Below are 24,995 nucleotides of genomic sequence, written 5' to 3' on the forward strand. Positions count from 1 at the left end.
CAGGCCGGGCGCTTCGGCGGGCTTGACCCTTGGCCCCAAAGACCCCACAGCGGGGTTGCTTCATGGCGTGCCATGACTCTTGGCTGATGAATCGCAGAATTGCCATGACCAGTTCTGATAAGTGGCATGGCAAATGCCGTTACCTCGATCTTGTGGGCAAGGCGCAGGATGGGTGCCAGGCAGGTGCTGTTCGGAGGAGAACAAGGCATGCGTTTTCGCAGCCGGCGCATGCCGAGCTGTTGACCGGGATCTGGACGCTTCGAGTAACCACATGCCCCTGCACTCCGCCGCGACGGGCCTGCCCCGCGCGTAGGGCAAACATCTCGAAGAGGGCTGCGGTAGGGGCAATGCGGCCACTTCGGGGTGGGCGGTCACCCGCCTCACCACTGTCGCTCTGAGGAAGGAAGCATGCGCCGCACCGTGTTCGACGAGGACCACGAGTCCTTTCGCCAGACCCTTCGCGCATTCATCGAGACGAAGGTGGCCCCGGTCTACGACGAGTGGTACGCCGCCGGCCAAGTGCCCCGCGACTTCTACTACGAGCTCGGTGGGCTGGGTGTCTTCGGCATCCGTGTGCCTGAGGAGTTCGGGGGTGCGGGTTCGGACACGCACAAGATCCAGGCCGTGCTCCTCGAGGAGACCGCCCGAGCGGGCGTCCAGTTCGGCGGCTCCGGCGCGCATGTGCTGCTCTCCCTGCCGTACATCACCATGCTCGCCACCGAGGAGCAGAAGCAGCGCTGGCTGCCGAAGTTCGTCAGCGGCGAGGAGATGTGGGCGCTCGCGATGACCGAGCCGGGCACCGGCTCCGACCTTGCGGGCATGAAGACCACCGCGAAGCGCTCCGAGGACGGCACGCACTACGTCCTCAATGGCGCCAAGACGTTCATCACCGGTGGGGTGCACGCCGACCGCGTGATCGTCTGCGCTCGTACGTCGGCCGTGCGTGAGGACGACCGCCGCCACGGCATCTCTCTGTTCGCCGTCGACACCCGGGCCGAGGGCTATTCCGCCGGCCGCAAGCTGGACAAGCTCGGCCTGAAGGTCTCCGACACCGCCGAGTTGGCGTTCGTCGACGTCAAAGTGCCCATGGAGGATCTGCTCGGCGAGGAGAACAAGGGCTTCTCCTATCTCGGCCGGAACTTGCCTTCGGAGCGCTGGGGCATCGCCCACAATGCCTACGCCCAGGCAGCCGCCGCGGTGCGCTTCGCGCAGCTGTATGTGCAGGCACGCACCGTCTTCGGCAAGCCGGTCGCCTCCTTCCAGAACACCAAGTTCGAGCTGGCCGCCTGCCAGGCCGAGGTGGACGCTGCCGAAGCCGTCACCGACCGAGCCCTGATCGCCCTCGACGCCGGTGAGCTGACTTCGGCCGAGGCTGCCTCCGCCAAGCTGTTCTGCACCGAGGTTGCGCACCGCGTGATCGACCGCTGCCTCCAGTTGCACGGCGGCTACGGCTTCATGAGCGAGTACCCGATCGCCCGCCTGTACGCGGACAACCGCGTCAACCGCATCTACGGCGGCACTTCCGAGGTGATGAAGATGATCATCGCCAGGAGCATGGGCCTGTGAGCTGCCGTGTACCGGGAGCAGGCCACAGGTGGGTCACGGTCTGCCGCGCCTCCCCAGTAGCGCACCAACCACACCGCGATGCACAGGCGAGGTCCGCAGGCACCGGCGTCGGCAGGGTCGCCGACGACGCGGTGATCTGACCGGCGCTGAAGGCGGCTTCGCCGAAGGCGAGAAATGCTCGGCATCGGCTACGCCGTTGCAGGCCTGCCGCCGCTTGCGTTCCTGCGTGTGAACCGACCTCAGCCCTGGCAGCGAGCAGGGGGCACGTACGCGCGCTTTGCCGTGCTTGTGCCCCAGCTCCAGTTCGGCGAACGCGTCGGTGCCGCGGTCGAGCGGGTGAGCGGAGGCGACCGGGACCTCGACGGCGCCGCAGGCGACCAGGTCGACCAGGTCCAACAGGATGTCGCACCCGAGCCGCTTCATCTCGCACACGGCGACGACCCCGGCGAAGCGGGGCGTGGGCCGCGATATCCCGGCCGGCCTTCAGCGCCTCCACGAACGTGGGCCGCACGCGGATGTGGGTGCTGATCTCCGCGCTGAAGATCTTGCCCCCCCGGTGATGCTCGCCTGTCAGCTGCCGCCGGCGGGCGTGGCGGTGGCCGTACTCTGCTCGGCTCGGCGGAAGTCACCGGGAGCGGTACCGGTGAGGCGGATAAAGAATTTGCCGAAGTTGGTGGGTTCGGAGAAACCGAGGCGGCGGGCGATGACGGCGACTGGTTCGTCGGTGTGCGCGAGAAGCCGCCTGGCCTGGAGGGCGACTCGGGCGTCGATCACCTGTTTGACGGACTGTCCGGTGGCGGCCAGACAGGCGCGGGTGAGGGTCTTGACCGAGTAGCCGAGACGGTCGGCGTAGTCCTCGGCGCGCCGAGTGGAGGTGAAGGAGCGCTCCAGCTCGGCGCGGAACCGGGCGTAGACCTCACCGCCGGCGTGCTGGTCGGGGTGCGTGCGGTGCCGGGGGATGCGGTTGATGTGCAGCAGGAGGGCGGCCAGCAGCAGGCGCAGGATCTCGCGTGACGGGTCGCTGGTCCGGGCGCACTCGGCCTGGATGCGGGCGAGCAGGGCGGACGTGGCCGCGTAGTCGCCGCTGGTGCCCAGCTGCCAACAGTTGGGTGCGGACCAGTCGTCGGCGAGCCCGCTCGCGGCGGCCGTCTCGGGGAAGGCCGGTGTGAACAGCAGGAGGGTGCCGTTCATCCGGCCGGGGGTGGTGAAGCGCTGGACCTGGCCTGGTCGAACCCACAGCAGGGTGCCGGGGCGGCAGGGGTAGGTGACGAAGTCGACGGTGTGCTCGCCCCCGCCCTGGGTGATCAGGGTGAGCGCGTGGAAGTCGGCGCGGTGGACCCGTTGCAAGGTGCCATCGGTGACCCGGTCCAGCAGTGCCGCCAGATCGGTGATCTCGATGCCGGGGACCGGGGCGTCGGGCGGGTTGAATCCGAATCCCGGGATGGCCTCCCCATCGGCACCTTCATGGGCACGGCTGCGAGCGAGGCCGCGACTGTCCGTTTTCGACCACCACATGTCCCCACCGTACCTCGCTGGCCAGCACCCTTTCGCGGACAGTGGAAGACGAGGCCGGACAGGGGCCTCTCCCCACCAGCAGGAAGTAGACATCATGAACGGCACGGTCACCGTCATCGACAAGGGCGCGGTGCGCATCCACAGCTACATGGCTCCCGACGACAGCCTGAACGTCACCACCCAGCTGATCGAGACCCCCGCCCGCATCGTGGCAGTTGACGCCCAGTACGCCCTGGCCTACGCCGACGAGGTCGTCGCCTACGCACGCGGCCTGGGCAAGCCGCTGGACCGGGTGATCATCACCCACGCCCATCCGGACCACTTCCACGGCGCCGCCCGCTTCGGCGCCCCCGTGCACGCGCTGGCCGCGGTGCGTGACCAGATCGCCGCCCTGGACGACAGTCAGGACCCGTCGGGGACGGTCATCCCGGTCGCCGACGTGACTCCTACAGTGGAGATCGACCCGGGCCCGGAGGTCATCGACGGCGTCCCGTTCGTCTTCGAGGCCCACCGGGGCGGCGAGGCCGCCGACCAACTGGTGATCAGGCTCCCGGAGCAGGGCGTCCTGGTCGCCCAGGACCTCGTCTACCACGCCACGCACCTGTTCCTCGGCAACAACGATGTCGCCGGTTGGGCCAAGGCCGTCGACGAACTCGCCGCCATCCCCGGCTACGACACTGTCCTGGCCGGGCACGGCCTGCCCGCCGCCCCGGAGGTCTTCGACCAGCTGCGCGCCTATCTCGCCGACGCGGACGACCTGCTCGGCGACGACGGCGAGGCGTACAAGCAGGCCATCACCGCCCGCTACCCCGGCTTCGGTGGCCCGTTCCTGATCGACATCGGCAACCAGTACCTCTTCGGCGCCCAGAACGCCTGATACCCCCCCAGCGAAACGGATCTCACCATGAGCAGGATCCCTGTGTTCGGCGCGGCCGGAAAGGCCGGCTCGCGCGTCGTCACCGAGGCCGCCGCGCGCGGTCACCAGGTCACGGCCGTAGCCCGTGGCCTCGACGCGCTGACCGCCCTCCCCGAGGGCGTGCAGGCCGCCGCCGGTGACATCACCGACCCCGAGTCCGTCGCCCGCCTGGCCAAGAACGCCGACGTGATCGTGCTGACGGTGGGCGGCCCCAGCCCCTCCCTCTACACCAACGCCGTCGCTGCCGCCGCGTCGGCCGTCCGCGGCCTCGGCCCGGCCGGGCCGCGCATCATTCACATGGGCGGCGGCGCCAGCCTCCTGAATGAGCAGGGTGTGCGCTTCTTCGACGCACCGGGCTTCCCAGAGGAGTTCAAGCCCTACGCCATCGGCCAGATCCGCGCGCTCGACGCCTATCTCGCGCTCGACGACAGCGTGACCTGGACCTACCTTTCCCCGCCGCCGGTCCACTTCGCCCCCGGCGAGCGCACCGGCCATTACCGCACCGGTCTCGATCAGCCCGTCGTCGGCGACGACGGCCAGGCCCGCATCTCCTACGAGGACTACGCCGCCGCTCTCGTCGACGAGATCGAGAACCCCCGCCACCTCAACCGACGTTTCACCGTCGGCTACTGACTCCCCCACAGCGACCTGGCGCCCGCCGTGCGACGTGGCCGTGCCTCCAGGCTCTCCCGGGCCTTGGTGCCGCACACCGGCCGCGGCCGGGATCGGCGAGCGGCGGCCGTTCGGTCGGGGGCTGGTGGCTACCCAGGGGGCCGGGAGCCCGGCGGGTCGACTGGTCAGGGGGTGAGAGGGGCTCGGGCCTAGCTGTGCTGACCGGACAGGTTGGTGACACGGCTGGCTGGGGGGTGGCCGCCGATGCCGGTGTGGGGTCGGTGGTAGTTGTACCAGTGCAGCCAGTCGGGAAACGCTGCCTGACGTTCGCTGTCTGACATGTAGGGCCGCGTGTAGGCCCATTCCTCGAGCAGGGTGCGGTGGAAGCGTTCGACCTTGCCGTTCGTCTGCGGCCGCCAGGGCCTCGTCCAGCGGGGACTGATCCCCAGGTCGAGGCAGGTGTCACGCCAGGTGTTCTTGGTGTAGGCCAGGCGGGAGTGGTCGTCCAGGGCGGTGTGCAGGTGGGCGTAGCCGGTCCCGGTGCGGTTGCGTCGGCCTTCGGCGCGGCCCTGGGTGCGGTGCCCGCCGCCGTCGGGAATCCGCCCCAGCTTCTTGACGTCGATGTGGACCAGTTCGCCGGGCCGTGCACGCTCGTAACGGCGGACGGGTTCGCCGGTGGCCCGGTCGACGGCGGCCAGGACGGGCAGGCCGTGCCGGCGCAGGATGCGATGGGCGGTGGAGGCGGCGACGCCGGTGCGGGCGGCCAGCCGCAGGGGGCCGATACGGTGCTCGCGCCGCAGCCGCACGACCCGTTCTTCCACCGCCGCCGGTGTCCGGTGCGGTTGACGGTGCGGGCGGCTGGAGCGGTCCCGCATCCCCGCCTCGCCGTGCTGCCGGTAGCGGCTCGCCCAGCGTGCGGCGGTGGTGTGACTGACCTGGAAGCGTTCCGCGGCCCGGCGCAGCGGCCAGCCGTCGTCCACGACACACCGGGCCAGACGGAGCCTGCCGGTCGGCGTCAGCGGCGCATTACGGTGGGACACGAGGGCCTCCTGCGGTCGGGTGCAGATGCGGGAAGGGTGACGTCGTCGTACGGGCCGGTGATCGCGCTCGGCAGGCCGATGACGACGTACGGCCGGTCCTCCGCAGCCCGGCGGTCCATGACTGCGGCGATCTCCGCCCGTGCCTCCTCGACCATGCGCGGGTCGTCGGAGCCCGGCTGTCCGGCGTGACAAGAGCGGGGAACGGGACCCCGTCAGGGGCGGAAAGGGTGCCGAGAGCGCCACTTCGACGACGACCTGCTCGCCCGCGTTGGCGGCCGCTACGAACTGACCCCCTGGGCGAAGTCCTCCTCGACCGCACCACGGCGGCGTACGGCCTGCCAGAACGCTTCTTCACCAGTCAGGCCGACTTCGATCGGGCCACGGAGTCACGAGAGTTCACCCTCGCCACCACCGACTACGCCGTGACGTTCTTCGGAGCCGTACTCGCCCGGACCTTCGACCGCGAGGCCCGAGGAGGGTCTTCCTCGTCGCCGAAGAGAACCACGAGGTGGGTGATCACCTCACCCGGGTGGACCTGGGGCGGCTGCCGTGGGTGACGTACCTGCGCGCCCACGATTCCCCGGCGGTGCGCCGGCTCGGCATGCTCGGCATCGAACCACGGGTGGACGTGTCCGTCGACAGCTTCACGGCGCTGCCCTTCCTGGTCGCCGGCACTCGTCGCATCGCCCTCATCCCCGCACTCCTTGCCGAACGGCTCCGCGGCGTCGCACCGGTACGGATCATGAAACCGCCCTACGAGTCAGTGCCACTGCGGGAGGCGCTGTGGTGGCACCCTCTCCACACCCGCGACGCCGCCCATGTCTGGCTGCGTGAGACGGCGGCGCGCGTGACCTCGGCCGAGAAACAGCAGGTCGCCCCCCCCGAACCGGCCATCCGCTGAGCGGATGAGGAGATCCGGCAGTTCGATGGTGTGCGTATCAGTGGGTGGTGCGCAGTCGGCGGGGCCAGATTCCCTGCTTGCCCGGTGCGAGGATGCCGGCCGGGTCGAGCGCGTCCTTGATTCTTTCCACCATGGCCAGGTGGGCGTGGTCGTTGAAGTCGAACTGCTCCGCCACGAGGTCCATGAACGCGATGTGGGTGCGATACTCGCCGTAGCCCAGCCGTGCCGCCTCGACCACCATGTCGCGGTAGAGCTGGTGGGCCGCCTTCACCTGCGGTTCGTCCGCCACGTCGTAGAGGATCAGGGAGACGTGGATGGCGTAGCGCTGGTACAGGATGATGCCGCAGGTGTAGTCGAATCCGGCTTCCTCCACCCGGGTCCGGACCAGATCGACGATGCGGCGCGTGTCCACGCCCGCGAGGGGGATGGTGGAGGCGAAGGAGAGGTGGCCGCCGGTGCCGTACATCTTCAGGACATCCAGCATCGACATGTCGGGCACGCCCGCCATCACGCGTGCCTTCTGGTCGGCCAGGGCAGGGTTGCCGAGCCGCGCCTCCTCCGGGTCGATGAACGTCCCGGTGAGCTCCGCGTCGGGGATGGACACGATCGCCGTGTGTATGCGCTCGAAGTTGCGCTCGACGATCTCCCGGTCGCCGTACAGGGCGAAGCGGATGTTCCACGCTCCCATCACCGCAGCCTCCGGTCCGAGCCCCTCGGGTAGGTCACGGGGGACCGGGGTGTCCTGGTCCCAGAAGTCGCCGCGCCGGAAGGGGGGCGGAAGTATGGACAGCATCGGGCAGTTGGCGACTGTGCCGTCGACCAGGAAAGGCCGGAACGTGTCGACCAGCGCCTCCAGGTCGCTTTCCTGGCGGACCTTGATGTCGCAGACCTTGTAGGTGTCTGGCTGGGGCATCACCCAGACGCCCATCTTGGTGACGATGCCCATGTTGGACTGCATGAAGAGGCTGTCCGTGCTCGGGCCGAAGCCGCGCTTGGACAGGTGCCAGGTCTTGCTGGCCGTCATCGCGCCCGTACCGGTGCGTACCAGCGAACCGTCCGCGAGGACCACCTCCATGCCGCACTGGGCCGCAGCGTGATCGCCGTAGAGGGTGAAGCCGTTGCCGTGGTCGAGCGTGTTGCCGATGACGCTTCCCCAGCTGATGTCGGGCATGTTCACCCAGAGCTTCTTGCCCGATGCCTGTACGGCGTCATAGAGGTCGCGGAAGGACACGCCGGGCTCGACGACGACATAGGCGAGGTCCTCGTCGATCTCCAGCACGCGGTTCATCCGGCGCAGGTTGACCACGACGGTGTCCGGGTCGCGGGGAGCCGATCCGCCGTAGCCGTTGTTGCGTCCCTGCGAGTTGGTCCAGATCGCGACGCCGGTCTCGGCGGCGATGCGGACGACGGCCTGGACGTCCTCCACCGAGCCTGGCTGGAGGACCGCCGGGGTCCGGTAGCCGAAGCCGGCGGGGGAGTACGGGTCGGTGAACTCCGCGAGGGACGCCTCGTCGGTGAGCACGTGCTCCGGGCCCAGCGCCTCGCGCCAGCGGGTCAGTGCCGTCTCGAGGTCACCGGCCGTGGTGGGCGTACCGGCGACGGGTGTGCTGTCGGTCTGGTCCATCTCAGTACTCCAGGGGGTGTGTCGGTGCCGTGCGGGGATCAACGGGCGGCCGCAGCGGTGAAGGCCCGGGCGATGCCCGCGTGCCGCGACTCGAGCATCGGCAGGCCCTGCGGGTGGGTGATGATGTAGAGATCGCCTCGCCGGACTCCGTCGAGGATGATCCCGGCCGCGTCGTACGCCTCCATCCACTCGCCCGGCGGCAGATGGTCGTCGTTGCTCCCGTGCGGCGCGCCGCCGGCCAGGCCGGGCCGCTTCAGCGCGTTCTCGCCGATGTTCGACCTCACCTGCGCGGGCGCCAGCACTGAGAGGACCACCTGGCTGCCCTCCGCCTCCAGTTCGGCCCGCACGGTCTCGGTCAACGCCACCACGGCGAACTTGGACGCCGCGTAGGCGCTCATACCGGGCGGGGTCACGAGTCCCGCCATCGACGCGGTGTTGAGCATGCCGCCCCCGTCGGGGTTGGCCTTCAGCAGCGGCAGGAACGCCTTCATGCCGTGCACGACCCCGTGAACGTTGATGTCGAACACCCAGCGGAAGTCATCGAGCGTCAACTCGTCGAATGGAGCGAGTGGCCCGACTCCCGCGTTGTTCGCCACGAAGTCGACGGTGCCGAATCGGTCGACGGTCCAGTCGGCCAGTTCCTGTACGGCGGCGGCGTCGCGGACGTCGACGACGTAGGGCGTCGCGGCGATGTCCTCGGCGGTCGCTGCCAGCAGGCTCGCGTCGTGGTCCGCGATGACGACCTGGGCTCCTTCGTCCACGAGCCGCTGTGCCAGTCCCTTGCCTATGCCGGACGCTCCGCCTGTCACGACGGCGACGCGGCCGCTGAAATCCTTGATCCCGGTCATACGGAACTCCTTCTCCTGCGTGAGATGCGTGGGGGGCGCCGGACGCCCTGGATCAGGCGGTCCGGAACAGACGCTTGAGCTTGGCCGGTGGGGTGGGGTGGTTGACGGCCATGACCGTGCGGTGCTCCTCGGAGCCCGGGCCAGGCCAACAGGACGTGGCACAGGGAGAGGTCACCGTCCAGTACGGCGGGGTTTCCGGCCGGCGCGGCGCCGCCGGCCATCTTCAGGTCCCAGCCGGTGGAGGAGGACGTTGTGGTGGTCGCCGCCTCAGCGTTCGAGGACGAGGACGAGGTCCTGGCCCATGCCGATGCAGAGGGTGGCGACGCCGACCCCGCCGCCCGCACGGGCGAGTTGGTGGGCGACGGCCGCGGCCAGGGCGTGGCCGAGCGCGATGGCACCCCCTGGGGGTTGAGGATCGCCGGACTGGGCCTTGGCGGCCTTTCGGTGGCTGTGCAGGGCGAACTCGTCCTGCTGCTCGCGGCTGATCTTGTGCTTGTCGGCGATGAGTTCGGCCGACTCGCCCAGCGGGATGGTCCACTGCGGGTCATCCCGGGGTTGACCATGCGCCAGCCCAGCGTGGTCGAGTACAGCTCGGCGTGCCCGGCCGGGAACGGCTCGTCGGACTTGGGCAGCACATACGGCGCCCCAGTCATCGACTCCACCCCGCCGGCCACGGCGATGTGGGCGTCGCCGGCCGCGATGGCGCGGGGGGCCTGAATCACGGTCTCCATACCGGCGGCGGACAGGCGGTTCATGGTGACGCCGGGCACGGAGGCCGGCAGTACCGCCAGGAGCGCGGCCATGCGGCCGGCGTGGCGGTTCTCCTCGCCCGCACCGATGGCGTTGCCGAAGTAGACGTCCTCGACAAGGGACGGGTCCAAGTTGGCCGTACTGGCGAGGAGTTCGCGGATGACGAGCGCGGCGAGGTCGTCCGGACGCATGGACGCGAGGTCACCGTTGTAGCGGCCGATCGGCGTGCACACCGCATCGACGATGTGGACGGACCTCACAACGGTTCCTCCGCGACGGCCCTGAAGCCGCCCACCGTGAGTGACGCGCCGTCGCCCACGTCGGCCACCGTCTCCGCAGCAGACTCCCACACCGTGTTCACGCCATCACCTCACCGGCGGCGAGGTCTGGCGGGCACTGGGCGGGACGCGTGCCCGCGATCGTCAGGCACGGGAACGGGCGTAAGTTCCAGCTGGAGAGCATTGCGAACCACACCTTGTCGAGGAGCAAGTAGGTGACCGTGGGAGGGCAAGGGTTGTGGTGTGCGGCGGTGGAGTGCGTACACCAGGGTGTACGAGGACGTGGACTCGCTTGACCTCGCCCCGGACACGCGGACGTGCACCGTCAGGGCCTGCGCCACCTCCAGCGCGGACCTGCCGTGGACGGCGGTACGTCCTTCCGCCGTCCACGGCAGACTTCCCACCGGAGAGGTGACTTCCGGCGGTCAGGCTCCGGTGGCCGGTGCGAGGTGCTGGGCGAACCAGTCGGCGGTCAGCGCGTCGCGCTCGGCGGCGTGGTTGTAGAGCGTGTGCTCACCGTCGGGCCAGGTGCGCAGCTCGCCCCGGTCACCGGCCGCCTCGGCGAAGGGGGCCAGGGCCGCCGGGTCGGGGATGAAGGGGTCGGCGCCGCCGTGCAGGGCCAGTAGGGGCACCTCGATCCGGTGGACGGCCGGGTCGAACCGCAGCGCGCCCAGAACAGTGCCGACACGGGCACCGTCCTGCGCGCCGATCGCGGCGGTCATCTGCGCGAAGGCGGGCGGCGGCCCGGCCTGTGCCGACGGTTGTGCGGGCGCCTTCGCCGGCGGCGCTCCAGTGGGCGTGCAGTTGACCACGCAGGCCTTCACCCGCGGGTCACGGGCCGCGAGGTGCGCGGCGAACAGACCGCCGAAGCTGTTGCCCTGCACACCGATGGCGTCGCCGAGCCGGGGGTCGGCGGCCACGACATCGAGGAAGCGGGCGAAGCCGTCCACGGCGTCCTCGTCGATGAACAACTCGTGCTCCAGCCGCGCCTCGCCCTGACCGGGCCCCTCGGCGAGCAGACAGGCCAGACCGCGAGCGGTGAGGGCGTCGGCGGCGGACAGGTAGTTGGCACCCCAGCCGCTCAGCCCGCCCCACAGCACGACGGTGGCGGTGGCGGTCCCGGACGGCGGCAGGCACAGCCAGCCGACCAACTGGCCGTCGTGGTACGGAACGTCGATGCGCTCGATGACCGGTTCGCTGAGCTCGGCGACCTTGCCGACCAGCTGGGTGTAGCGGCGGTAGAGGTCCTTCTTGAGCGGGGTGTCGGACTCCTCGGCCATCTGCGCGAACAGCGCCGCGCCGACGGCCCAGCGGTAGGACTGGAGCGCGGTGGCCCGGTGACCGGCGGCGAGCGCGGCCTCGGCCGTGCGGGCGCGGCGGCCGGCCAGCTCCTCGGCGACCGCGATCCAGGACCGGCCGCCCGCCGTGGCGTCCAGCAGGGTGCGGGCGTCGGCGGGGTTCATGCCGCAGTCGACCAGCCGTGTGTAGGGCATGGCCCGGTGCAGGGCCTCGACGGCCGGATCCGGGGACTGCGTCTCGACCGTCGACTCGCCGGGCGACCAGGCAAGGGCGGTGCGCAGCTCGTCGACCAGTGCGGACAGGTCCTTCTCGTCGGCCGCGGAACCGAACAGCACGAAGTCCGGGCGGGCCAGATAGGCGACCGCGTCGAGCTTGCGCAGGTACGCCGTGTGCACGCCGTCCTCGTCGACGAAGTCGCGGCCGGGGCGTACGACACGGCAGCCGAGCCGCTCCAGGAAGCCCCGCTGCTCCGGCGTCAGCGCCTTGGTGACGTCGGCGTCGCTGACGAGGACGAAACCGCGTCCGACGACGTCGTCGAACCGCCCGGTCAGATCGCCGACGGTCACCCGGCCCTGGGGGACGAGGTCGCCGACAGGCCGCTTGACGGTGCCGTCGGGCTCGTGGTGGAGAATACCCTCGGTCACCGTGGGCCCGGGCTCGATCACCGGGGGTTCGTTCTTCATCATCATCTCGTCGCGTTTCGCGGCGGCCACCGGGTCGTGCATGTTGGCGATGGAGCCCATGAACAGCGACATCTGGGTGATGGTGTTGGTGTGGGGCTTGCGCTCCTGCTCGTAGGCGTCCAGCAGGGAGTGCTCGGCCAGCCCGCGCAGGACGAGGTCGAGTTTCCAGCTGAGGTTGACCGCGTCCCGGATACCGGAACAGGCTCCCTGGCCCGCGTACGGCGGCATCGTGTGCGCGGCGTCGCCGGTCAGGAGGACGCGGCCGTCCCGCCAGCGCTGTGCCTCGCGCGCCTCGAAGGTGTAGACGATCTGGCGGATGAACCGCACGTCCTCGGGCCCGAGCCCGTGCTTTTCCTTCAGGAGCCGCCAGGCGGTCTCGGGCCGCTCGAACTCCTCCGTCGCCTCGCCCTCCAGCAGGGCGAACTCGAAGCGCTGCCGCTTCTCGCCGATGTTGATGTACATGTGCCCGCGGGCCGGGTCGCAGAACTGCTTGGCGCTGGCGAACTCCGCCGGTGCCGGACGCAACCACTCGACGTCGACGTTGAGCCAGCGCTCGTTGAAGCCGAAGTCGTCCCGCTCGACGCCGAGAATCCGCCGGACGTCGCTCTTGCTGCCGTCCGCGGCGATGACGTAGCGGGCGCGCACCCGGTGCTCGGCCGCGTCGCGGTCGGCGGCCCGCCACGGCGTGAGGGTCAGCTCGACGCTCTCGGAGTCCTGGGACAGCCCGGAGACGGCCCAGCCCTGTCGGACCTCCACGTTGGACAAGGTCCGGACGCGGTGGTCGATCGCGTCCTCCACATCCGGCTGGTAGATCGAGTTCTGGGTGTAGAAGCCCATCGGCCCGACCAGCGGCGCCGGGCTGAGCATCAGCTGCTCGCCCTTGCCGTTGACCCACTGGTACTGGGTGGGCGACACATCGCGGAAGGCCTCGTCCACGTCGGCCGCGGCCTGCACCGCGCGCAGCGTGTTGTCATCCATGTGCGTCGCCCGGGGCATCCCGTACAGCGAGGTCCACCGCTCGCACACCACTACTTCGTGACCGAGCTGCCCCAGCAGGGAGGCCGCGACCATGCCGGTCGGGCCGTAACCCGCTATTGCGACGTCGAAGATCTTGTCCACGCCCCGCGCCTTTCGTGCAGTATGTAAACCAAGGTTCGCGTTGAGTGTGAACTCAAGTTCACAGCTGTGTCAACGACGGGGTGCGGATTTTTCAGTGATCGACCTTTTGGTGATCGTTGGCCGACGCTGCCGTCGGGGCGTCCAGCAGGTAGGCCGTGACGGCTCGCCGCAACTGGTCGACCAGGTCGGGCCAGGGCAGGGGGCGCTGCGACTCCAGGTGCTCGCCGTGGACGAGCCGGTGGGCGCAGGTCGCGTAGACCATCCGGTAGGCGAAGTCGATCGCCGCCTCGATGTCCGTGTGATGTCGCAGCGCCGGTGCGGCCAGCATGACCGTGTCGCGAAAGGCCCGGCCGCCCTGGGTGCTGACGGCCGAACCGTGTGCGAACACCGCCTGGTTGTGTGTGCCCAGCAGGATGAACACCCGCATCAAGGTGGCGTGGAAGTGCAGTGATTCGGCCGTTCCCCGCACCGCCTCGGCGATCACCGCGGCGGGGGGTGTGGTCGCCGCGAGGTTGAGATCGGCCGGGTGTCGGATGAACTCGGCGGCCAGATCCCCGGTGAACCGCGACTGGATCGCCAGCAGGAGCCGCTCCTTGTCGCCGAAGCGGCGGTAGACGCTGCCCACCGAGACTCCCGCGGCCTCGGCGACCGCGGCCACGGTCAGCGCCTCCGGTCCGCCCTCCTCCAGGAGGCGGATGCCGGCGTCGAGGATGCGGTTCTGGGTCTCGCGGCTGCGCGCTTGACGGGCAACCGGTCTCGGGAACGTGTCGCTACTCACCGTGAAAGCGTAACCATCGGGTTGACAATCTCAAGCGCTTAGCGGGAATACTGGTTCACATTCTCCCGTACGGGTTTGCCCCCTCCGCACCTCACGTAAGGGCACGAAACCGACATGACAGCGGACACCTCCGCCACGACCGGATCAGCACAACGCTTCAGCGAGGAGCGCTCCGCCGAGGTCGTGGCCGCGACCTTCGCCGACACCTCCGACCCGCGCCTGCGCGAGATCACGACCTCGCTGGTGCGGCACCTGCACACGTTCGTCAAGGACGTCGAGCCCACCGTGGACGAGTGGGCGGCAGCGATCAACTTCCTCACCGAGGTGGGCGCCACCTGCACGCCGGTCCGGCAGGAGTTCATCCTGCTGTCCGACATCCTGGGGGTGTCCATGCTGGTGGAGACCATCAACAACCGGGCGGGGGAGGCCACCGAGTCGACCGTTGAGGGCCCCTTCCACATGGTCGACTCGCCCCCGCGTGAACTCGGCGCCGACATCGCCCTGGACGGCAAGGGCGATCCGTGCCTGGTCACCGGCACGGTGAAGGGAGTCGACGGTACTCCCGTACCCGGGGCCGCGGTGGATGTGTGGCAGGCCAACGCGGAGGGCTTCTACGACGTCCAGCAGCCGGAGCTGCAGCCCGAGCGCAACCTGCGCGGGCTCTTCACCACCGACGACGAGGGGCGCTTCTGGTTCCGGTCGATCGTCCCGCGCTACTACCCGATCCCGACCGACGGCCCGGTCGGCCGGCTCCTCCAGGCGACCGGACGGCACCCGAACCGTCCCGCGCACGTGCACTTCGACGTCCGGGCCACCGGCTTCAGACCCCTGGTCACCCACCTGTTCGTCGCGGACACGCCCTACATCGACTCGGACGCGGTCTTCGGCGTCAAGGACAGCCTCGTACGCGAGTTCCCCACCGTGGACGATCCCGCCCGCGCGGCCGAAGCCGGCCTGCCGAACCCGTTCAGGACCGTCCACTTCGACGTCGTACTCCGTCCCGAGCAGCAGGCCGCGGACCAGAAGCCAGGAGAGTAGGCCCAGCAGTGAGCACCTTTCAGTCCTTCACCTACCAAGCCCTGCCGATGCGGGTGGTCTTCGGCGCCGGCGCCGTGAAGTCGCTCGCGCAGGAGATCGAGCGCCTCGGCTACGAGCGGGCGCTCGTGCTGTGCAGCCCCGAGCAGGAGTCCACCGGCCGGATGATCGCCGACGCGCTGGGCGAGCGGTCGGCCGGTGTCCTGGCCGAGGCACGCATGCACGTCCCCCGGGAGGTCGCCGACCTCGCCCGGGACCGGGCCCGCGAACTAGGCGCCGACTGCTGCGTCGCCGTCGGCGGCGGCTCGGCGGTCGGCCTGGGCAAGGCGGTCGCGCTGGAACACGGACTGCCCGTGGTGGCCGTGCCCACCACCTACGCCGGCTCCGAGATGACACCCATCTGGGGGCTGACCGAGGACGGACGCAAGCGCACGGGTCGCGATCCACGTGTCCTGCCGGTCAGTGTCCTCTACGACCCCGAACTCACCCTCACCCTGCCCGCAGCCCTCTCCGTGACCAGCGGCATCAACGCGATGGCGCACGCCGTGGAAGCCCTCTACGCCCCCGACGCCAGCCCGGTCATCTCGCTCATGGCCGAGGAAGGCGTACGGGCGCTCACCACCGCCCTGCCCGCACTCGTCCGCGACGGCGGTGACCTCGACGCCCGAGGTCAGGCCCAGTACGGAGCCTGGCTGTGCGGCGCCTGTCTCGGAGCCACCACGATGTCGCTGCATCACAAGTTGTGCCACAGCCTCGGCGGCACCCTGGATCTGCCCCACGCTCCCACTCACACGGTCGTCCTCCCGCACGCCCTCGCCTACAACCAGCCCGGCGCCGCACAGGCCGTGACCGCGCTGAGCCGTGCGCTCGGAGGGAGCCTGGACCCGGCGCACCGCTTCTGGGAACTCGCCGGTGATCTCGGTGCCCCACGGTCGCTGCGCGAACTGGGCATGGCGAAGACGGACATCCCCCGCGTCGTCGAAGAGGTGCTCGCCAATCCCTACGCCAACCCGGTCGAGGTCACCGAGGGAGGGCTGACCCGGCTGCTGAACGCCGCCTGGGCGGGCGAGCCACCGAACAGCTGACGTTCTGGCTCAAGTGCCTTCCGATCACCCACTGTTGACACCAGATCCCCCTTCCCTCATCACCGAAAGAGATCATCGATGGTCAAGCTGGTCGCAGTCCTCCGCCGTCGGCCCGACATGACGCACGCCGAATACCTCGACTACATCGTCAACGTCCACGCCAAGCTGGCGCCCCCGGCGCCTGCTCCGGGCAGTGAGGCCGCTGTCCCGGCCGGGCCGCCGCCCATGGGCAGGTACATCCAGAACCATGTCTTCGACAGCGCCTACGGTGCGACCGGGGACGACGGATACCAGGTCACCATGCCACGGGACTCCGTGACCGAGCTCAGCTTCAACGACGTCGAGTCCATGCGGAAGGTCTTCGAGTCGCCGTTCACCCGGGACGTCGTCGGCCCCGACGGCGCCAACTTCAGCGACCTGCCGGCCGCCGTGAGCCTCCTGGTGGAGGAGACCCGCACCGGCCGGGCCGCGCCGAGCGACACCGACGTGAAGGTCCTGCACTTCCTCGGTGCGGGCGAGGGGCTGTCAGCAGAGGAGGTTCAGGAGCGCTGGCTGCGGGCGCACCAGGACGTACTGGCCGCCGACCCCGAGCTCGCCGCCGCGTTGCGCGGACACGAGTGGAACACGGTCATCCCCGGGCAGGGCATGACCGGGTACTTCGGCGGCGCGGAACTCCCGGAGTACGTGGCCTACTCCGCCCTGTGGTTCGACGAGTCGGAGGCGCTGCCGCTGTTCCGCCGCTATGCCGCGGGCATCGCCGAGCACCAGGACAAGCACGGCACGTTCTACCGGCCGTCGCTCTCGTTCTTCCTGCTCTGCCGCGAAGTGGTGATCTTCGACGTGGCACAGTTCGCCGCGCCGAGCGAGGACTGAGGTTCAGGGACGGCCGCGCATCCGCGGGCAGCATGCACCGGGCCGAACTGTCGACTGTCGCCCCCTCGTCGAGCAGGCGCTGGGCGATCGAGTCGAGCAGGCGGTCGAGACGCGCCCGGCCGACATGGCCAGCGGCCACCGCACGATCGTCAGGAGTCCACGCATTCCTGGGGATCACGCGGTGGCCGCGCGCTTCGCCGTATGTCCTGACGTGATATCAGGAGGCCGGACCGGAGTGTCAGGGCACCAGCACCAACCGGCCGCGCAGGCCGCCCTCCGCGAGGCGGGCGTGTGCCTTCGCGGCCTCGGCCAGGGGATACGTCTCGGCGACCCGGAGAGTCAGTACGCCCTGGTCCGCCAGCTGAACCAGTTCCGCCAGACGCGCACCGTCCGGACGGGTCTCGACGGCGTCCGTGCGGACACCGCGTACCGAGGCCGGAGCCGCGCCGGGGTGGACGCCGACATACGTGCCGTTGTCCCGTACTCGGGCGAGAGCCGGTTCCCCGAGGGCGCCGGCGTCGAGTACCGCGTCGAAGTCGGCTTCCCCGGCGCCCGCGACATGCGTCGCTCCCAGCGAACGTACGAGCTCCTCGTCGTTCGCGCGGGCCAGTGCGGTCACCGTCACGCCACGGTGGGCGGCGAGTTGGACGGCGTACCCGCCGACGGCGCCCGCGGCGCCGGTAACCAGCAAGGACTGCCCGGCCGTCAGCTCCAGCAGGTCCAGGGCCTGAGCTGCGGTCAGGGCGTTCAGCGCCAGGGTGGCGGCTTGCACCTCGTCGGCCGTTGCCGGCGCCTTGGCCACGGCGTCCGCGTCCACGATGACGTACTCGGCATGCGTGCCGACCGCCAGAGCCACCACCTTGTCACCGACACTCCACTGCGCGTCCGGACCGGTCGCGTCGATCGTGCCGGCGACATCGGAGCCCAGCGGCAGGCTCCCGAACATGTCTCCCATGAAACCGGAGCGCCGACCGGCATCCACCGGGTTCAGCGCGGCCGCCGCTACCTTGATCCGCACCTGCCCCGCCCCCGGCTCGGGCACCTCCACGTCGGCGATCTCCACGGCCTCGGGACCGCCGAACGTCCTCACCACTGCTGCACGCATGGTCAATTCTCCAAGATTGCGATAGGTCATGATTTTTGGCGCTGTGCGATGACAACCCTAGAAAGAAGTACTCTCTAGCGGGAAGTAGTTACCTGAAAGTGCGTACCGCACCCGGAGGAGAGCCATGGCGACCACGACGGCGGACCGGAGGCGCGAGCAGGCCAGCGCCGAGTTCAACGCGTTTCTCAAAGCCTGCCCCACTCATGAGCTCCTGGGCCGCCTCAGTGAGAAGTGGTCCTGCCTCGTGGTGGCCGCACTCGCCGACGGACCCATGCGCTACGGCGACCTCAGCCGCAGGATCGCCGGAGTGAGCCCCAAGATGCTGACCCAGTCGCTGCGCTCACTGGAGCGCGACGGCCTCGTCAGCCGCACCGTGACCCCGTCCGTCCCGGTCCGCGTCGACTACGAACTCACCGAACTCGGCGCCAGCCTGGCCCAGTTGATGACCGCGGTGAAGGACTGGGCCGAGACCCATATCAAGGAGGTCCACGAGGCACGGGAGCGCTACGACGCGGGCGGTGTCTGATCCGCGGATCAGTGCTCGCCGACGCTCGCCGAGGCGGATGGTGTCTGTCGGGATGCGGAGCAGGCGGCAAACTACTGGAAGTAGAGGTTGTACGTCGCGAAGACCATCAGCACCGGCATCACACAGGCCATGACGCGCCGGACATACGGCTTGGACAACACTGCGGGCACCCGAGGAGCCGGGTCGGCCTGAAGCTTTGTCTGAGGATCCTTCAGGTCGAAGCCCTTCCGAAGGACGGATTCCTCGACGCCGCGCACGATGCGGTCGGCCTCCGCGTAGCGTCCGTGGGCGGCCAGCCAGCGCGGTGACTCGGGCAGGCGGGCCACGGCGTACAGGCCGACCGGCAGAGGAACGCCTCCGAGGAGCAGCACCGCCCTCCAAGCCGTCTCGTCCGAGAACATGGACAGCGCCGCGGAACCGAGCAGGGTACTGGCCAGGATGCCGAAGGGCGGGGCGAGCAGAGTACTGACGGCGAGCCGCCGGCGGTGAGGGAAACCGCTCCGCTCACGGAGCATTGCACCGACTTGGCAGATCACGACCCCCGAGCCGAAACCCATGACGGTACGGAAGACCAGCAGACTCGTGAGGTTCCAGGCCAGGCCCGACGCCGCACTGAAGGCTCCGTACGCGACGAAGGCGAGTGCGAGCGGCCTTCGTGGGGCGAGGCCCTTGCCGAAGACCGCGGTGAGGCGCTCGCTCACGAGCGAGCCCAACAGGGTGACCGCGCCGACCCAACCGACCTCGACGGCGCTGAGGTGGAGCGAGTCGCGCAGGGCGGTCTCCACCGGCTTTGTCACCGTGACGGCGAAGAGCTCACAGATTCCCCCCAGGGCGAGGAGGAGCTGCATCCGCAGGTCGTAGCGCGTGAACGGCAGCCGATTCAGCCTGGCCGCTGTCTCAGCCGCGGCTCGGGCTTCCGCAGACTCCGCACCGAAGTCTTCGGCCTCTGGCGGAGGTGTGGCGTGTTTTTCCGCTTCACTGCCTTCACTTCGAGCATGGCAGGAGATGCTTCCACGCGTCCCTCGTCGGCTGTCTCGTTGCTCACGATTCCTCATCCCGTCGCTGTGTGCGGCCTGGTTCGGAAGTTCGCCCCGACGGACTCGGTGCTCTCCCGTTGAGCCCGAGCCGGTAACGCCCCTTACTCGGGAACGTCGGTGGCAGGTTTGGCGGGGCGTGCCTCGCCGCTTGCGTGATGTGGACTGCCTGCGGTCGCAGTTGACGTGGAAGCAGGCGGAACTTCTGGAACGCCGAGGAGGCCCTCGTCAGGCCTGTCTGGTGCCGACGTGCCGCCCAGGTTGCCGGTGTGCCGGTTCAGCCCCTGCGTGTTGTGCTCCTTCAGCGGCGGCTGACCTCCGCTGAATTCGTGCGTGCCGTCGGTGCGTCACTCGCTTGCCGTACCGGCTCGTCGATTCCGAGCTTGCGGTTGGGCAGGAAGAAGGCGAGTGCGAGGGCCACAAGCGCGACCGCGGCCAGGCCGGTGAAGATCGGCAGCAGCGAGTCCGCGTACGCGTTCACGACCTGGTCGCGGATCGCGTCGGGCAGCGAGTGGACGAGCGCGGGTGTGAGCGAGTCGGTGCTCGATCCCGCCAGGCTCCCGCCGAGGCCGGAGAGGGCGTCGGTGATCCGGCCGGCGAACAGGGCGCCGACGGTAGCGGTGGCGACGGTCGCGCCGATCTCGCGGAAGAAGTTGTTCGAGGAGGTGGCGGTGCCCACCTCGCTGTGTCCGAAGGCGTTCTGCACGGCGAGCAACAGGTTCTGCATGACCAGGCCGACGCCCAGACCGAGGATGCCCAGGTATACGCAGGCCAGTTGGACCGGAGACGACGGGTCGAGCGTGGAGAGCAGGTAGATCCCGACGGGGATGACGGCCGTTCCGGTGATGACGAAGCCCTTGTAGCGGCCGAACCTCGAGATCAGCAGGCCCGAGATCCGTGAGGTGAGGACGAGTCCGCCCACCATGGGGATCATGAGCAGTCCGGAGGTGGTGGCGGAGTAGCCGTAGACCATCTGCAGGTAGGTCGGCATGTAGGAGATCACGGCGAACATGCCCGCGCCCACGGCGATCATGCCGATGAGGATCGCGACCACGAACACCCGGTTGCGCAGGATGTACAGCGGGATGAGCGGCTCGGCCGCCCGGCGCTCCACCGCGATGAACGTGATCGCGCCGACCACGGTCGCGGCGATGAGGGAAAGGATCAGGGGTGAGGTCCACGCGTAGTCGTTGCCACCCCAGTCAGATACCAGGACCAGGCTGGTGACGGTGAGGGCCATGACCGCCGTGCCGAGGTAGTCGAGCTTGACCTTACGGTCCGGCCGGGGCAGGCGGATGCCGAAGTAGCTGATGGCGAACGCGGCGACGCCCAGGGGGACGTTGATCCAGAAGGCCCACCGCCAGGAGACGTGGTCGGTGATCCAGCCGCCCAGCAGGGGCCCGGCGACGGAGGCGAGTCCGAAGACCGCGCCGATGGCCCCCATGTACTTGGCGCGCTGGCGCACCGGCACCAGGTCGGCGATGATCGCCTGCGCACAGATCATGAGGCCGCCGCCGCCCAGACCCTGCAGGGCACGGAACGCGATGAGCTCCTCGATGTTCTGGGAGAAGCCCGACAGGAGAGACCCGACGACGAAGATGGCCAGGGCCCACAGGACCAGGGGGCGGCGGCCGATGAGGTCGCCGAGTTTGCCGTAGATCGGCATGGCGATCGTGACGGCGAGGATGTAGGCGGTGGTCACCCAGGCCATCTCGTCCAGCCCGTTGAGGTCGCCCACGATGGTCGGCAGGGCGGTGGAGACGATGGTCTGGTCGAGGGCCGACAGCAGCATCGAGACGATGAGAGCGGCGTAGATCCAGCCGAAGTACGGCGGAAGCTTTCCGGCCCCGTCGGGCCCGGTGGTGACAGCGGTGTCGGTCATGTCAATGGACTCCGATCACGGGAAGGATGACGGTGTCGACGAACCGCGCCAGGAACTCCTCGTCGACGCTGCGGCCGGTGACGGCACGGCGGGCCAGGATCGAACCCAGGAGCAGTTCGGGGATGAATTCGCGACCGGGTGCGGCGGCGGCGACCTCGCCGCGAGCCGTGGCCCGGTCGAGGATGTGGTGGGTGGCCTCCGTGATCGGCGTGATCAGGACGTCGTTCACCGCTTCGTGAAGGTCCGGGTCGGTCCTGGAAGCGTGCGCCAGAGCCGACATGACCGATGCGTATCTCTCGGAAACCTCGGCCATGCGACGGGCCCCTTCGACGAAGTCGCCGTGCAGGCTCCCGGTGTCGATGCCGCTCAGCGGTGGAGGCATGGCGTGCCGCAGCGCCTCGACGACCAGCCGCGCTTTGCCGTTCCAGCGTCGGTACAGCGTCGCCGTGCTCGCGCGGGTCGCGGTGGTGATCTGCTGCACGGTCAGCCGGTCGTAGCCGTGCTCGCCGACCAGGCGCATCACGGTTTCGTAGATCTCGCCCTCACGCTCGGGCGTGAGTTTGGAGTGTCCGTCCACAGGCCCTCTCCATCGAAACGAAAGCGTTTCCTTTCGGTCGTAGCCGGTGAGGAGAGAAAATGCGAATTTGGATTTACGTTCGATGTATCCGCTGCCGGGCGCACCGTTAGGCTTACTGCGTGACCATCGACAGAACCTCTGCACCGCCCGCACACCAGAAGCGCAGCCGCGAGACGCAGAGCCGCATCTTCGCCGCGGGATTCCGGCTGCTGGAGGCCGGGGGGCCCGAGGCGCTGACCATGGCGGCGGTCGCCGCGGAGGCGGAGGTGTCGGTCGGCAGCGTCTACCGGCGGTTCGGCGACAAGGAGCGGCTGCTGCTGGCGATCCAGGCCGGGTTCACCGCTCAGTTCCGTGACGAGTTCCAGCGCCAGTTCGCCGCCAGCACCCTTTCGGCGGCCACCCCGCCCGCCGAGGTGATCGGCGCGGCGGTCACCGGCATGGCCGAGAGCTTCCAGTCGCACGCCTCGCTGCTGCGCGTGTTCCTGTTGCTCGGGCTCAGCAACCAGGCCGTGCTGGAGCACGGCAAAGAGATCGGCCTCGAAGGCGGAAGGGTCTTTCGGGACCTGGTGATGCTGGCCGCGCCTGCTCTCCGGCACCACCCGGATGTGGAGGCGGCGATCGACTTCGCCCACCGGCTGGTCTACGCCGCCTGTGCGCATCGCGTCGTGCACGGTGAGCACCTCGAGTCCCGGCGCGCGCTGCCGTGGACGGACCTGATCGAGCAGCTGCGGCGGTCGGTCACGGCCTACCTGCTGAGCCCGGTCGACGGGTCGGCGGCCCGGGGGGAATAGCGCGGCCTCCTGCTCAAAGAACGCAAGAAACCCGGTGTGAGTTTCACACTCACACCGGGTGGAGGTTCAGACGGTTCAGACGGCCATGGCCACGTACTTGGTCTCCAAGTAGTCCTCGATGCCCTCCGGGCCTCCCTCGCGGCCCAGCCCCGAGTGCTTCACACCGCCGAAGGGGGCGCCGGCGTTGGAGACCATCCCCTGGTTGAGCCCGATCATGCCGGTCTCCAGTGACTCCATCACGCGGAAGGCGCGGGAGAGGTCGCGGGTGTAGACGTAGGAGGCAAGCCCGTACTCGGTGCTGTTGGCGGCCGTGATCGCCTCTTCCTCGGTCCTGAAGGTCAGTACCGGAGCGACCGGCCCGAAGATCTCCTCCGTGACCAGGGCGCTGTCCGGTGTGAGCTTGGCGAGCACGGTCGGCTCGTAGAAGTAGCCGGGTCCCTCGACACGCGATCCGCCGCACAGGACCTGCGCGCCCCTGGCGACGGCGTCGGCGACGAGTCCGGCGACCTTGGTGCGCTGGGCCTCGTCGATGAGCGGGCCCAGCTGCACGCCCTCGTCCGTGCCGCGGCCGACCCTGAACGCGCCGATCCGCTCGGCCAGTTTGGTCGCGAACTCGTCGGCGACGGCCTCGTGGGCGTAGAACCGGTTGGCCGCCACGCAGGCCTCTCCGCCGTTGCGCATCTTGGCGATCAGCGCTCCCTCCACCGCCGCGTCCACATCGGCGTCCTCGAAGACCAGGAAGGGGGCGTTGCCGCCGAGTTCCATCGACACCTTGAGGACCTGCTCGGCGGACTGCTCGATGAGCAGGCGCCCGACCTCGGTGGAGCCGGTGAAGGACAGCTTGCGCAGACGGCGGTCCCGGATCAGCGGCTCCATCACGGGGCCCGACGTCGACGCCGTGACGATGTTCAGCACCCCGGCCGGCAGTCCCGCTTCCTCGAGGATCCGGCCCAGCATGAGCATCGACAGCGGTGTCTGCCTGGCCGGTTTGATCACCACGGTGCAGCCTGCCGCGATCGCGGGGCCGATCTTGCGCGTGCCCATGGCCAGCGGGAAGTTCCAGGGGGTGATGAACAGGCAGGGGCCCACCGGCTGCTTCATGGTCAGCACCCGGCCGGTGCCCGACTCGTTGACCGTGTAGCGACCGCTGATCCGCACCGCCTCCTCGGCGTACCAGCGGAAGAAGGCCGCCGCGTAGGAGACCTCGGCGCGCGCCTCGGCCAGCGGCTTGCCCATCTCCAGCGTCATCAGCAGCGCCAGTTCCTCGCAGCGGTCCGTCATCACCTCATACGCGCGGCGCAGGATGTCGCCCCGCTCGCGCGGCGCGAGCGTCCGGAACGTGGGAAACGCCTGGTCGGCGGCGGCCAGGGCGGCCATCGCGTCATCCACCGTCGCGTCGGCGACCTCGGCCAGCCTCTCGCCGGTCGCCGGGTCCTCCACGGGAAGCGTGCCACCGCCCGCCGCGTCGACCCAGCCACCGGCGATGAACAACTGCCGGGGAACGGCATCCAGCACGGCCTGTTCGGCGGCAGCGCTCGCGTACGCGTCCTTGGTCGGGGACGTTTCGGTGAGGGACATGGGAGAGCTCCTGGTCTCTTGTGGCTTGCGGGTCAGGACGCGTGCGGTACGGCGTGCGCGTGCGGCCGGCACGCGCCGTCGTCCGCGGAGGCGAACGTCCCGTACTGCCCCTTGAAGAAGACCAGCGGGCCGCCGGCCGTCGCCGCTTCGATGCCGCTCACCGCGGCGAGCACGATGGTGTGGTCGCCGGCCTCGTACTCCTCGACGATCTCGCACTCCAGCCAGGCGAGCGCGTCGTCGAGGCCCGGACCGGCGGACCGGGAGTGCCAGGCGACGTCCGCGAAGCGGTCGGCGCCACGCTGGGCGAAGCGACGGCACAGCGGCTCGTGGTGGCTGGCCATGACGTTCACACAGAAGGTGCCGGCCTCGCGCATCGCCGGCCAGGTCGTCGAGGTCTTCGCCGGGCAGATCAGGACGAGCGGAGGATCCAGCGAGACGGAGGTCAGGGAGTTCGCGGCCATGCCGGCCAGGGCCCCGTCGGCCGCGTAGGCGGTCACGACCGTCACCCCGGTCGGCAGGTGTCCAAGGACACGACGGAACTCCGAGGCGTCCGGATTCGACAGGTCGGCAGTCATCTCGT

At 69.5% G+C, this 24,995-nt stretch carries 21 protein-coding genes and 3 pseudogenes; 9 read left to right on the plus strand and 15 right to left on the minus strand.

What is annotated here, in order from left to right:
• Positions 1 to 408 precede the first annotated feature (408 nt).
• Positions 409 to 1,566 (plus strand): acyl-CoA dehydrogenase family protein, encoded by a 1,158-nt coding sequence (locus OG852_RS39205; RefSeq protein WP_133913304.1) that lies wholly within the window; start codon positions 409 to 411, stop codon positions 1,564 to 1,566.
• A 33-nt stretch (positions 1,567 to 1,599) separates the two neighbouring features.
• Here OG852_RS39205 and OG852_RS51070 read toward each other — a convergent pair whose 3' ends face one another.
• Together OG852_RS51070 and OG852_RS39210 are read right to left on the minus strand one after the other, a co-directional pair.
• Complete coding sequence (locus OG852_RS51070; RefSeq protein WP_443064671.1) at positions 1,600 to 1,989, minus strand: hypothetical protein; 390 nt, start codon at positions 1,987 to 1,989, stop codon at positions 1,600 to 1,602.
• Positions 1,990 to 2,136: 147 nt separating this feature from the next.
• Positions 2,137 to 3,081: a helix-turn-helix domain-containing protein gene (locus OG852_RS39210; RefSeq protein ID WP_133913303.1), complete on the minus strand. Its 945-nt coding sequence runs from the start codon at positions 3,079 to 3,081 to the stop codon at positions 2,137 to 2,139.
• Between the two features lie 94 nt (positions 3,082 to 3,175).
• Here OG852_RS39210 and OG852_RS39215 point away from each other — a divergent pair, with 94 nt between their 5' ends.
• Positions 3,176 to 3,958 (plus strand): MBL fold metallo-hydrolase, encoded by a 783-nt coding sequence (locus OG852_RS39215; protein ID WP_133913302.1) that lies wholly within the window; start codon positions 3,176 to 3,178, stop codon positions 3,956 to 3,958.
• A 27-nt stretch (positions 3,959 to 3,985) separates the two neighbouring features.
• Complete coding sequence (locus OG852_RS39220; protein ID WP_133913301.1) at positions 3,986 to 4,630, plus strand: NAD(P)-dependent oxidoreductase; 645 nt, start codon at positions 3,986 to 3,988, stop codon at positions 4,628 to 4,630.
• 188 nt (positions 4,631 to 4,818) lie between these two features.
• On the opposite strand, the gene OG852_RS39225 is transcribed toward OG852_RS39220, so the two are convergent.
• Together OG852_RS39225 and OG852_RS39230 are read right to left on the minus strand one after the other, a co-directional pair.
• The gene (locus OG852_RS39225; RefSeq protein ID WP_330350354.1) at positions 4,819 to 5,649 is read right to left on the minus strand and encodes an IS481 family transposase; all 831 of its coding nucleotides are present in this window, start codon (positions 5,647 to 5,649) and stop codon (positions 4,819 to 4,821) included.
• 20 nt (positions 5,650 to 5,669) lie between these two features.
• Positions 5,670 to 5,816 (minus strand): annotated as a pseudogene (locus tag OG852_RS39230) (fumarylacetoacetate hydrolase family protein); the annotation flags it as partial.
• Positions 5,817 to 5,886: 70 nt separating this feature from the next.
• On the opposite strand from OG852_RS39230, the pseudogene OG852_RS39235 reads away from it, so the two are divergent.
• A pseudogene (locus OG852_RS39235) lies at positions 5,887 to 6,550 on the plus strand (LysR substrate-binding domain-containing protein); the annotation flags it as partial.
• Positions 6,551 to 6,587: 37 nt separating this feature from the next.
• Here OG852_RS39235 and OG852_RS39240 read toward each other — a convergent pair.
• The 5 genes and pseudogenes from OG852_RS39240 to OG852_RS39260 all read right to left on the minus strand — a co-directional run bounded on the left by OG852_RS39240 (position 6,588) and on the right by OG852_RS39260 (position 13,929).
• The gene (locus OG852_RS39240) at positions 6,588 to 8,174 is read right to left on the minus strand and encodes an FAD-binding oxidoreductase (RefSeq protein WP_330350355.1); all 1,587 of its coding nucleotides are present in this window, start codon (positions 8,172 to 8,174) and stop codon (positions 6,588 to 6,590) included.
• Positions 8,175 to 8,212: 38 nt separating this feature from the next.
• Positions 8,213 to 9,022, minus strand: coding sequence for an SDR family NAD(P)-dependent oxidoreductase (locus tag OG852_RS39245; protein WP_330350356.1), 810 nt, complete (start codon positions 9,020 to 9,022; stop codon positions 8,213 to 8,215).
• A gap of 420 nt (positions 9,023 to 9,442) precedes the next feature.
• Positions 9,443 to 10,032, minus strand: a pseudogene (locus tag OG852_RS39250) (3-oxoadipyl-CoA thiolase); the annotation flags it as partial.
• A 443-nt stretch (positions 10,033 to 10,475) separates the two neighbouring features.
• Positions 10,476 to 13,151, minus strand: a complete 2,676-nt coding sequence (locus tag OG852_RS39255) for a bifunctional 3-(3-hydroxy-phenyl)propionate/3-hydroxycinnamic acid hydroxylase (protein WP_330350357.1) — start codon at positions 13,149 to 13,151, stop codon at positions 10,476 to 10,478.
• 91 nt (positions 13,152 to 13,242) lie between these two features.
• Positions 13,243 to 13,929, minus strand: a complete 687-nt coding sequence (locus OG852_RS39260; RefSeq protein ID WP_330350358.1) for a TetR/AcrR family transcriptional regulator — start codon at positions 13,927 to 13,929, stop codon at positions 13,243 to 13,245.
• Positions 13,930 to 14,043: 114 nt separating this feature from the next.
• Here OG852_RS39260 and OG852_RS39265 point away from each other — a divergent pair, with 114 nt between their 5' ends.
• The 3 genes from OG852_RS39265 (at position 14,044) to OG852_RS39275 (ending at position 16,922) form a co-directional block, all read left to right on the plus strand.
• Positions 14,044 to 14,967 carry an intradiol ring-cleavage dioxygenase gene (locus tag OG852_RS39265; RefSeq protein ID WP_330350359.1) on the plus strand — a complete coding sequence of 308 codons (924 nt, stop codon included), beginning with the start codon at positions 14,044 to 14,046 and terminating at the stop codon, positions 14,965 to 14,967.
• Between the two features lie 8 nt (positions 14,968 to 14,975).
• Positions 14,976 to 16,049, plus strand: coding sequence for a maleylacetate reductase (locus tag OG852_RS39270; RefSeq protein WP_443064603.1), 1,074 nt, complete (start codon positions 14,976 to 14,978; stop codon positions 16,047 to 16,049).
• A 78-nt stretch (positions 16,050 to 16,127) separates the two neighbouring features.
• Entirely contained in the window at positions 16,128 to 16,922 is a 795-nt protein-coding gene (locus OG852_RS39275; RefSeq protein WP_133916391.1) for an EthD domain-containing protein, read from the plus strand.
• Between the two features lie 238 nt (positions 16,923 to 17,160).
• Here the strand turns inward: OG852_RS39275 and OG852_RS39280 are convergent, their stop codons facing one another.
• A complete protein-coding gene (locus OG852_RS39280) occupies positions 17,161 to 18,027 on the minus strand; it encodes an NADP-dependent oxidoreductase (RefSeq protein WP_133916390.1) in 867 nt (288 codons plus the stop codon).
• A gap of 124 nt (positions 18,028 to 18,151) precedes the next feature.
• Here OG852_RS39280 and OG852_RS39285 point away from each other — a divergent pair, with 124 nt between their 5' ends.
• Entirely contained in the window at positions 18,152 to 18,553 is a 402-nt protein-coding gene (locus OG852_RS39285; protein WP_133916389.1) for a winged helix-turn-helix transcriptional regulator, read from the plus strand.
• 71 nt (positions 18,554 to 18,624) lie between these two features.
• Here OG852_RS39285 and OG852_RS39290 read toward each other — a convergent pair whose 3' ends face one another.
• The 3 genes from OG852_RS39290 to OG852_RS39300 form a co-directional block, all read right to left on the minus strand.
• Positions 18,625 to 19,401, minus strand: a complete 777-nt coding sequence (locus OG852_RS39290) for an MFS transporter (RefSeq protein ID WP_330350360.1) — start codon at positions 19,399 to 19,401, stop codon at positions 18,625 to 18,627.
• A gap of 487 nt (positions 19,402 to 19,888) precedes the next feature.
• A complete protein-coding gene (locus tag OG852_RS39295; RefSeq protein ID WP_330350361.1) occupies positions 19,889 to 21,469 on the minus strand; it encodes an MDR family MFS transporter in 1,581 nt (526 codons plus the stop codon).
• 1 nt (position 21,470) lies between these two features.
• Entirely contained in the window at positions 21,471 to 22,046 is a 576-nt protein-coding gene (locus tag OG852_RS39300; RefSeq protein ID WP_133916386.1) for a TetR-like C-terminal domain-containing protein, read from the minus strand.
• A gap of 119 nt (positions 22,047 to 22,165) precedes the next feature.
• Between OG852_RS39300 and OG852_RS39305 the strand changes: the two genes are divergently transcribed.
• Positions 22,166 to 22,837, plus strand: coding sequence for a TetR/AcrR family transcriptional regulator (locus tag OG852_RS39305; protein ID WP_133916385.1), 672 nt, complete (start codon positions 22,166 to 22,168; stop codon positions 22,835 to 22,837).
• 75 nt (positions 22,838 to 22,912) lie between these two features.
• Here OG852_RS39305 and OG852_RS39310 read toward each other — a convergent pair whose 3' ends face one another.
• Positions 22,913 to 24,349, minus strand: a complete 1,437-nt coding sequence (locus OG852_RS39310; RefSeq protein WP_443064672.1) for an NAD-dependent succinate-semialdehyde dehydrogenase — start codon at positions 24,347 to 24,349, stop codon at positions 22,913 to 22,915.
• A 98-nt stretch (positions 24,350 to 24,447) separates the two neighbouring features.
• Positions 24,448 to 24,990: a flavin reductase family protein gene (locus tag OG852_RS39315; protein WP_133916383.1), complete on the minus strand. Its 543-nt coding sequence runs from the start codon at positions 24,988 to 24,990 to the stop codon at positions 24,448 to 24,450.
• Positions 24,991 to 24,995: the final 5 nt, after the last annotated feature.

It is taken from the genome of Streptomyces sp. NBC_00582 (assembly GCF_036345155.1).
GTDB lineage: Bacteria > Actinomycetota > Actinomycetes > Streptomycetales > Streptomycetaceae > Streptomyces.

Bases quoted from the DNA above. Each gene is read 5' to 3' on its own strand.
- OG852_RS39220 (WP_133913301.1), top strand. From the start codon at position 3,986: ATGAGCAGGATCCCTGTGTTCGGCGCGGCCGGAAAGGCCGGCTCGCGC.
- OG852_RS39295 (WP_330350361.1), bottom strand. From the start codon at position 21,469: ATGACCGACACCGCTGTCACCACCGGGCCCGACGGGGCCGGAAAGCTT.
- OG852_RS39265 (WP_330350359.1), top strand. From the start codon at position 14,044: ATGACAGCGGACACCTCCGCCACGACCGGATCAGCACAACGCTTCAGC.
- OG852_RS39290 (WP_330350360.1), bottom strand. From the start codon at position 19,401: ATGCAGCTCCTCCTCGCCCTGGGGGGAATCTGTGAGCTCTTCGCCGTC.
- OG852_RS39210 (WP_133913303.1), bottom strand. From the start codon at position 3,081: ATGTGGTGGTCGAAAACGGACAGTCGCGGCCTCGCTCGCAGCCGTGCC.
- OG852_RS39275 (WP_133916391.1), top strand. From the start codon at position 16,128: ATGGTCAAGCTGGTCGCAGTCCTCCGCCGTCGGCCCGACATGACGCAC.
- OG852_RS51070 (WP_443064671.1), bottom strand. From the start codon at position 1,989: ATGAAGCGGCTCGGGTGCGACATCCTGTTGGACCTGGTCGACCTGGTC.
- OG852_RS39205 (WP_133913304.1), top strand. From the start codon at position 409: ATGCGCCGCACCGTGTTCGACGAGGACCACGAGTCCTTTCGCCAGACC.
- OG852_RS39315 (WP_133916383.1), bottom strand. From the start codon at position 24,990: ATGACTGCCGACCTGTCGAATCCGGACGCCTCGGAGTTCCGTCGTGTC.
- OG852_RS39215 (WP_133913302.1), top strand. From the start codon at position 3,176: ATGAACGGCACGGTCACCGTCATCGACAAGGGCGCGGTGCGCATCCAC.
- OG852_RS39245 (WP_330350356.1), bottom strand. From the start codon at position 9,022: ATGACCGGGATCAAGGATTTCAGCGGCCGCGTCGCCGTCGTGACAGGC.
- OG852_RS39280 (WP_133916390.1), bottom strand. From the start codon at position 18,027: ATGCGTGCAGCAGTGGTGAGGACGTTCGGCGGTCCCGAGGCCGTGGAG.
- OG852_RS39240 (WP_330350355.1), bottom strand. From the start codon at position 8,174: ATGGACCAGACCGACAGCACACCCGTCGCCGGTACGCCCACCACGGCC.
- OG852_RS39285 (WP_133916389.1), top strand. From the start codon at position 18,152: ATGGCGACCACGACGGCGGACCGGAGGCGCGAGCAGGCCAGCGCCGAG.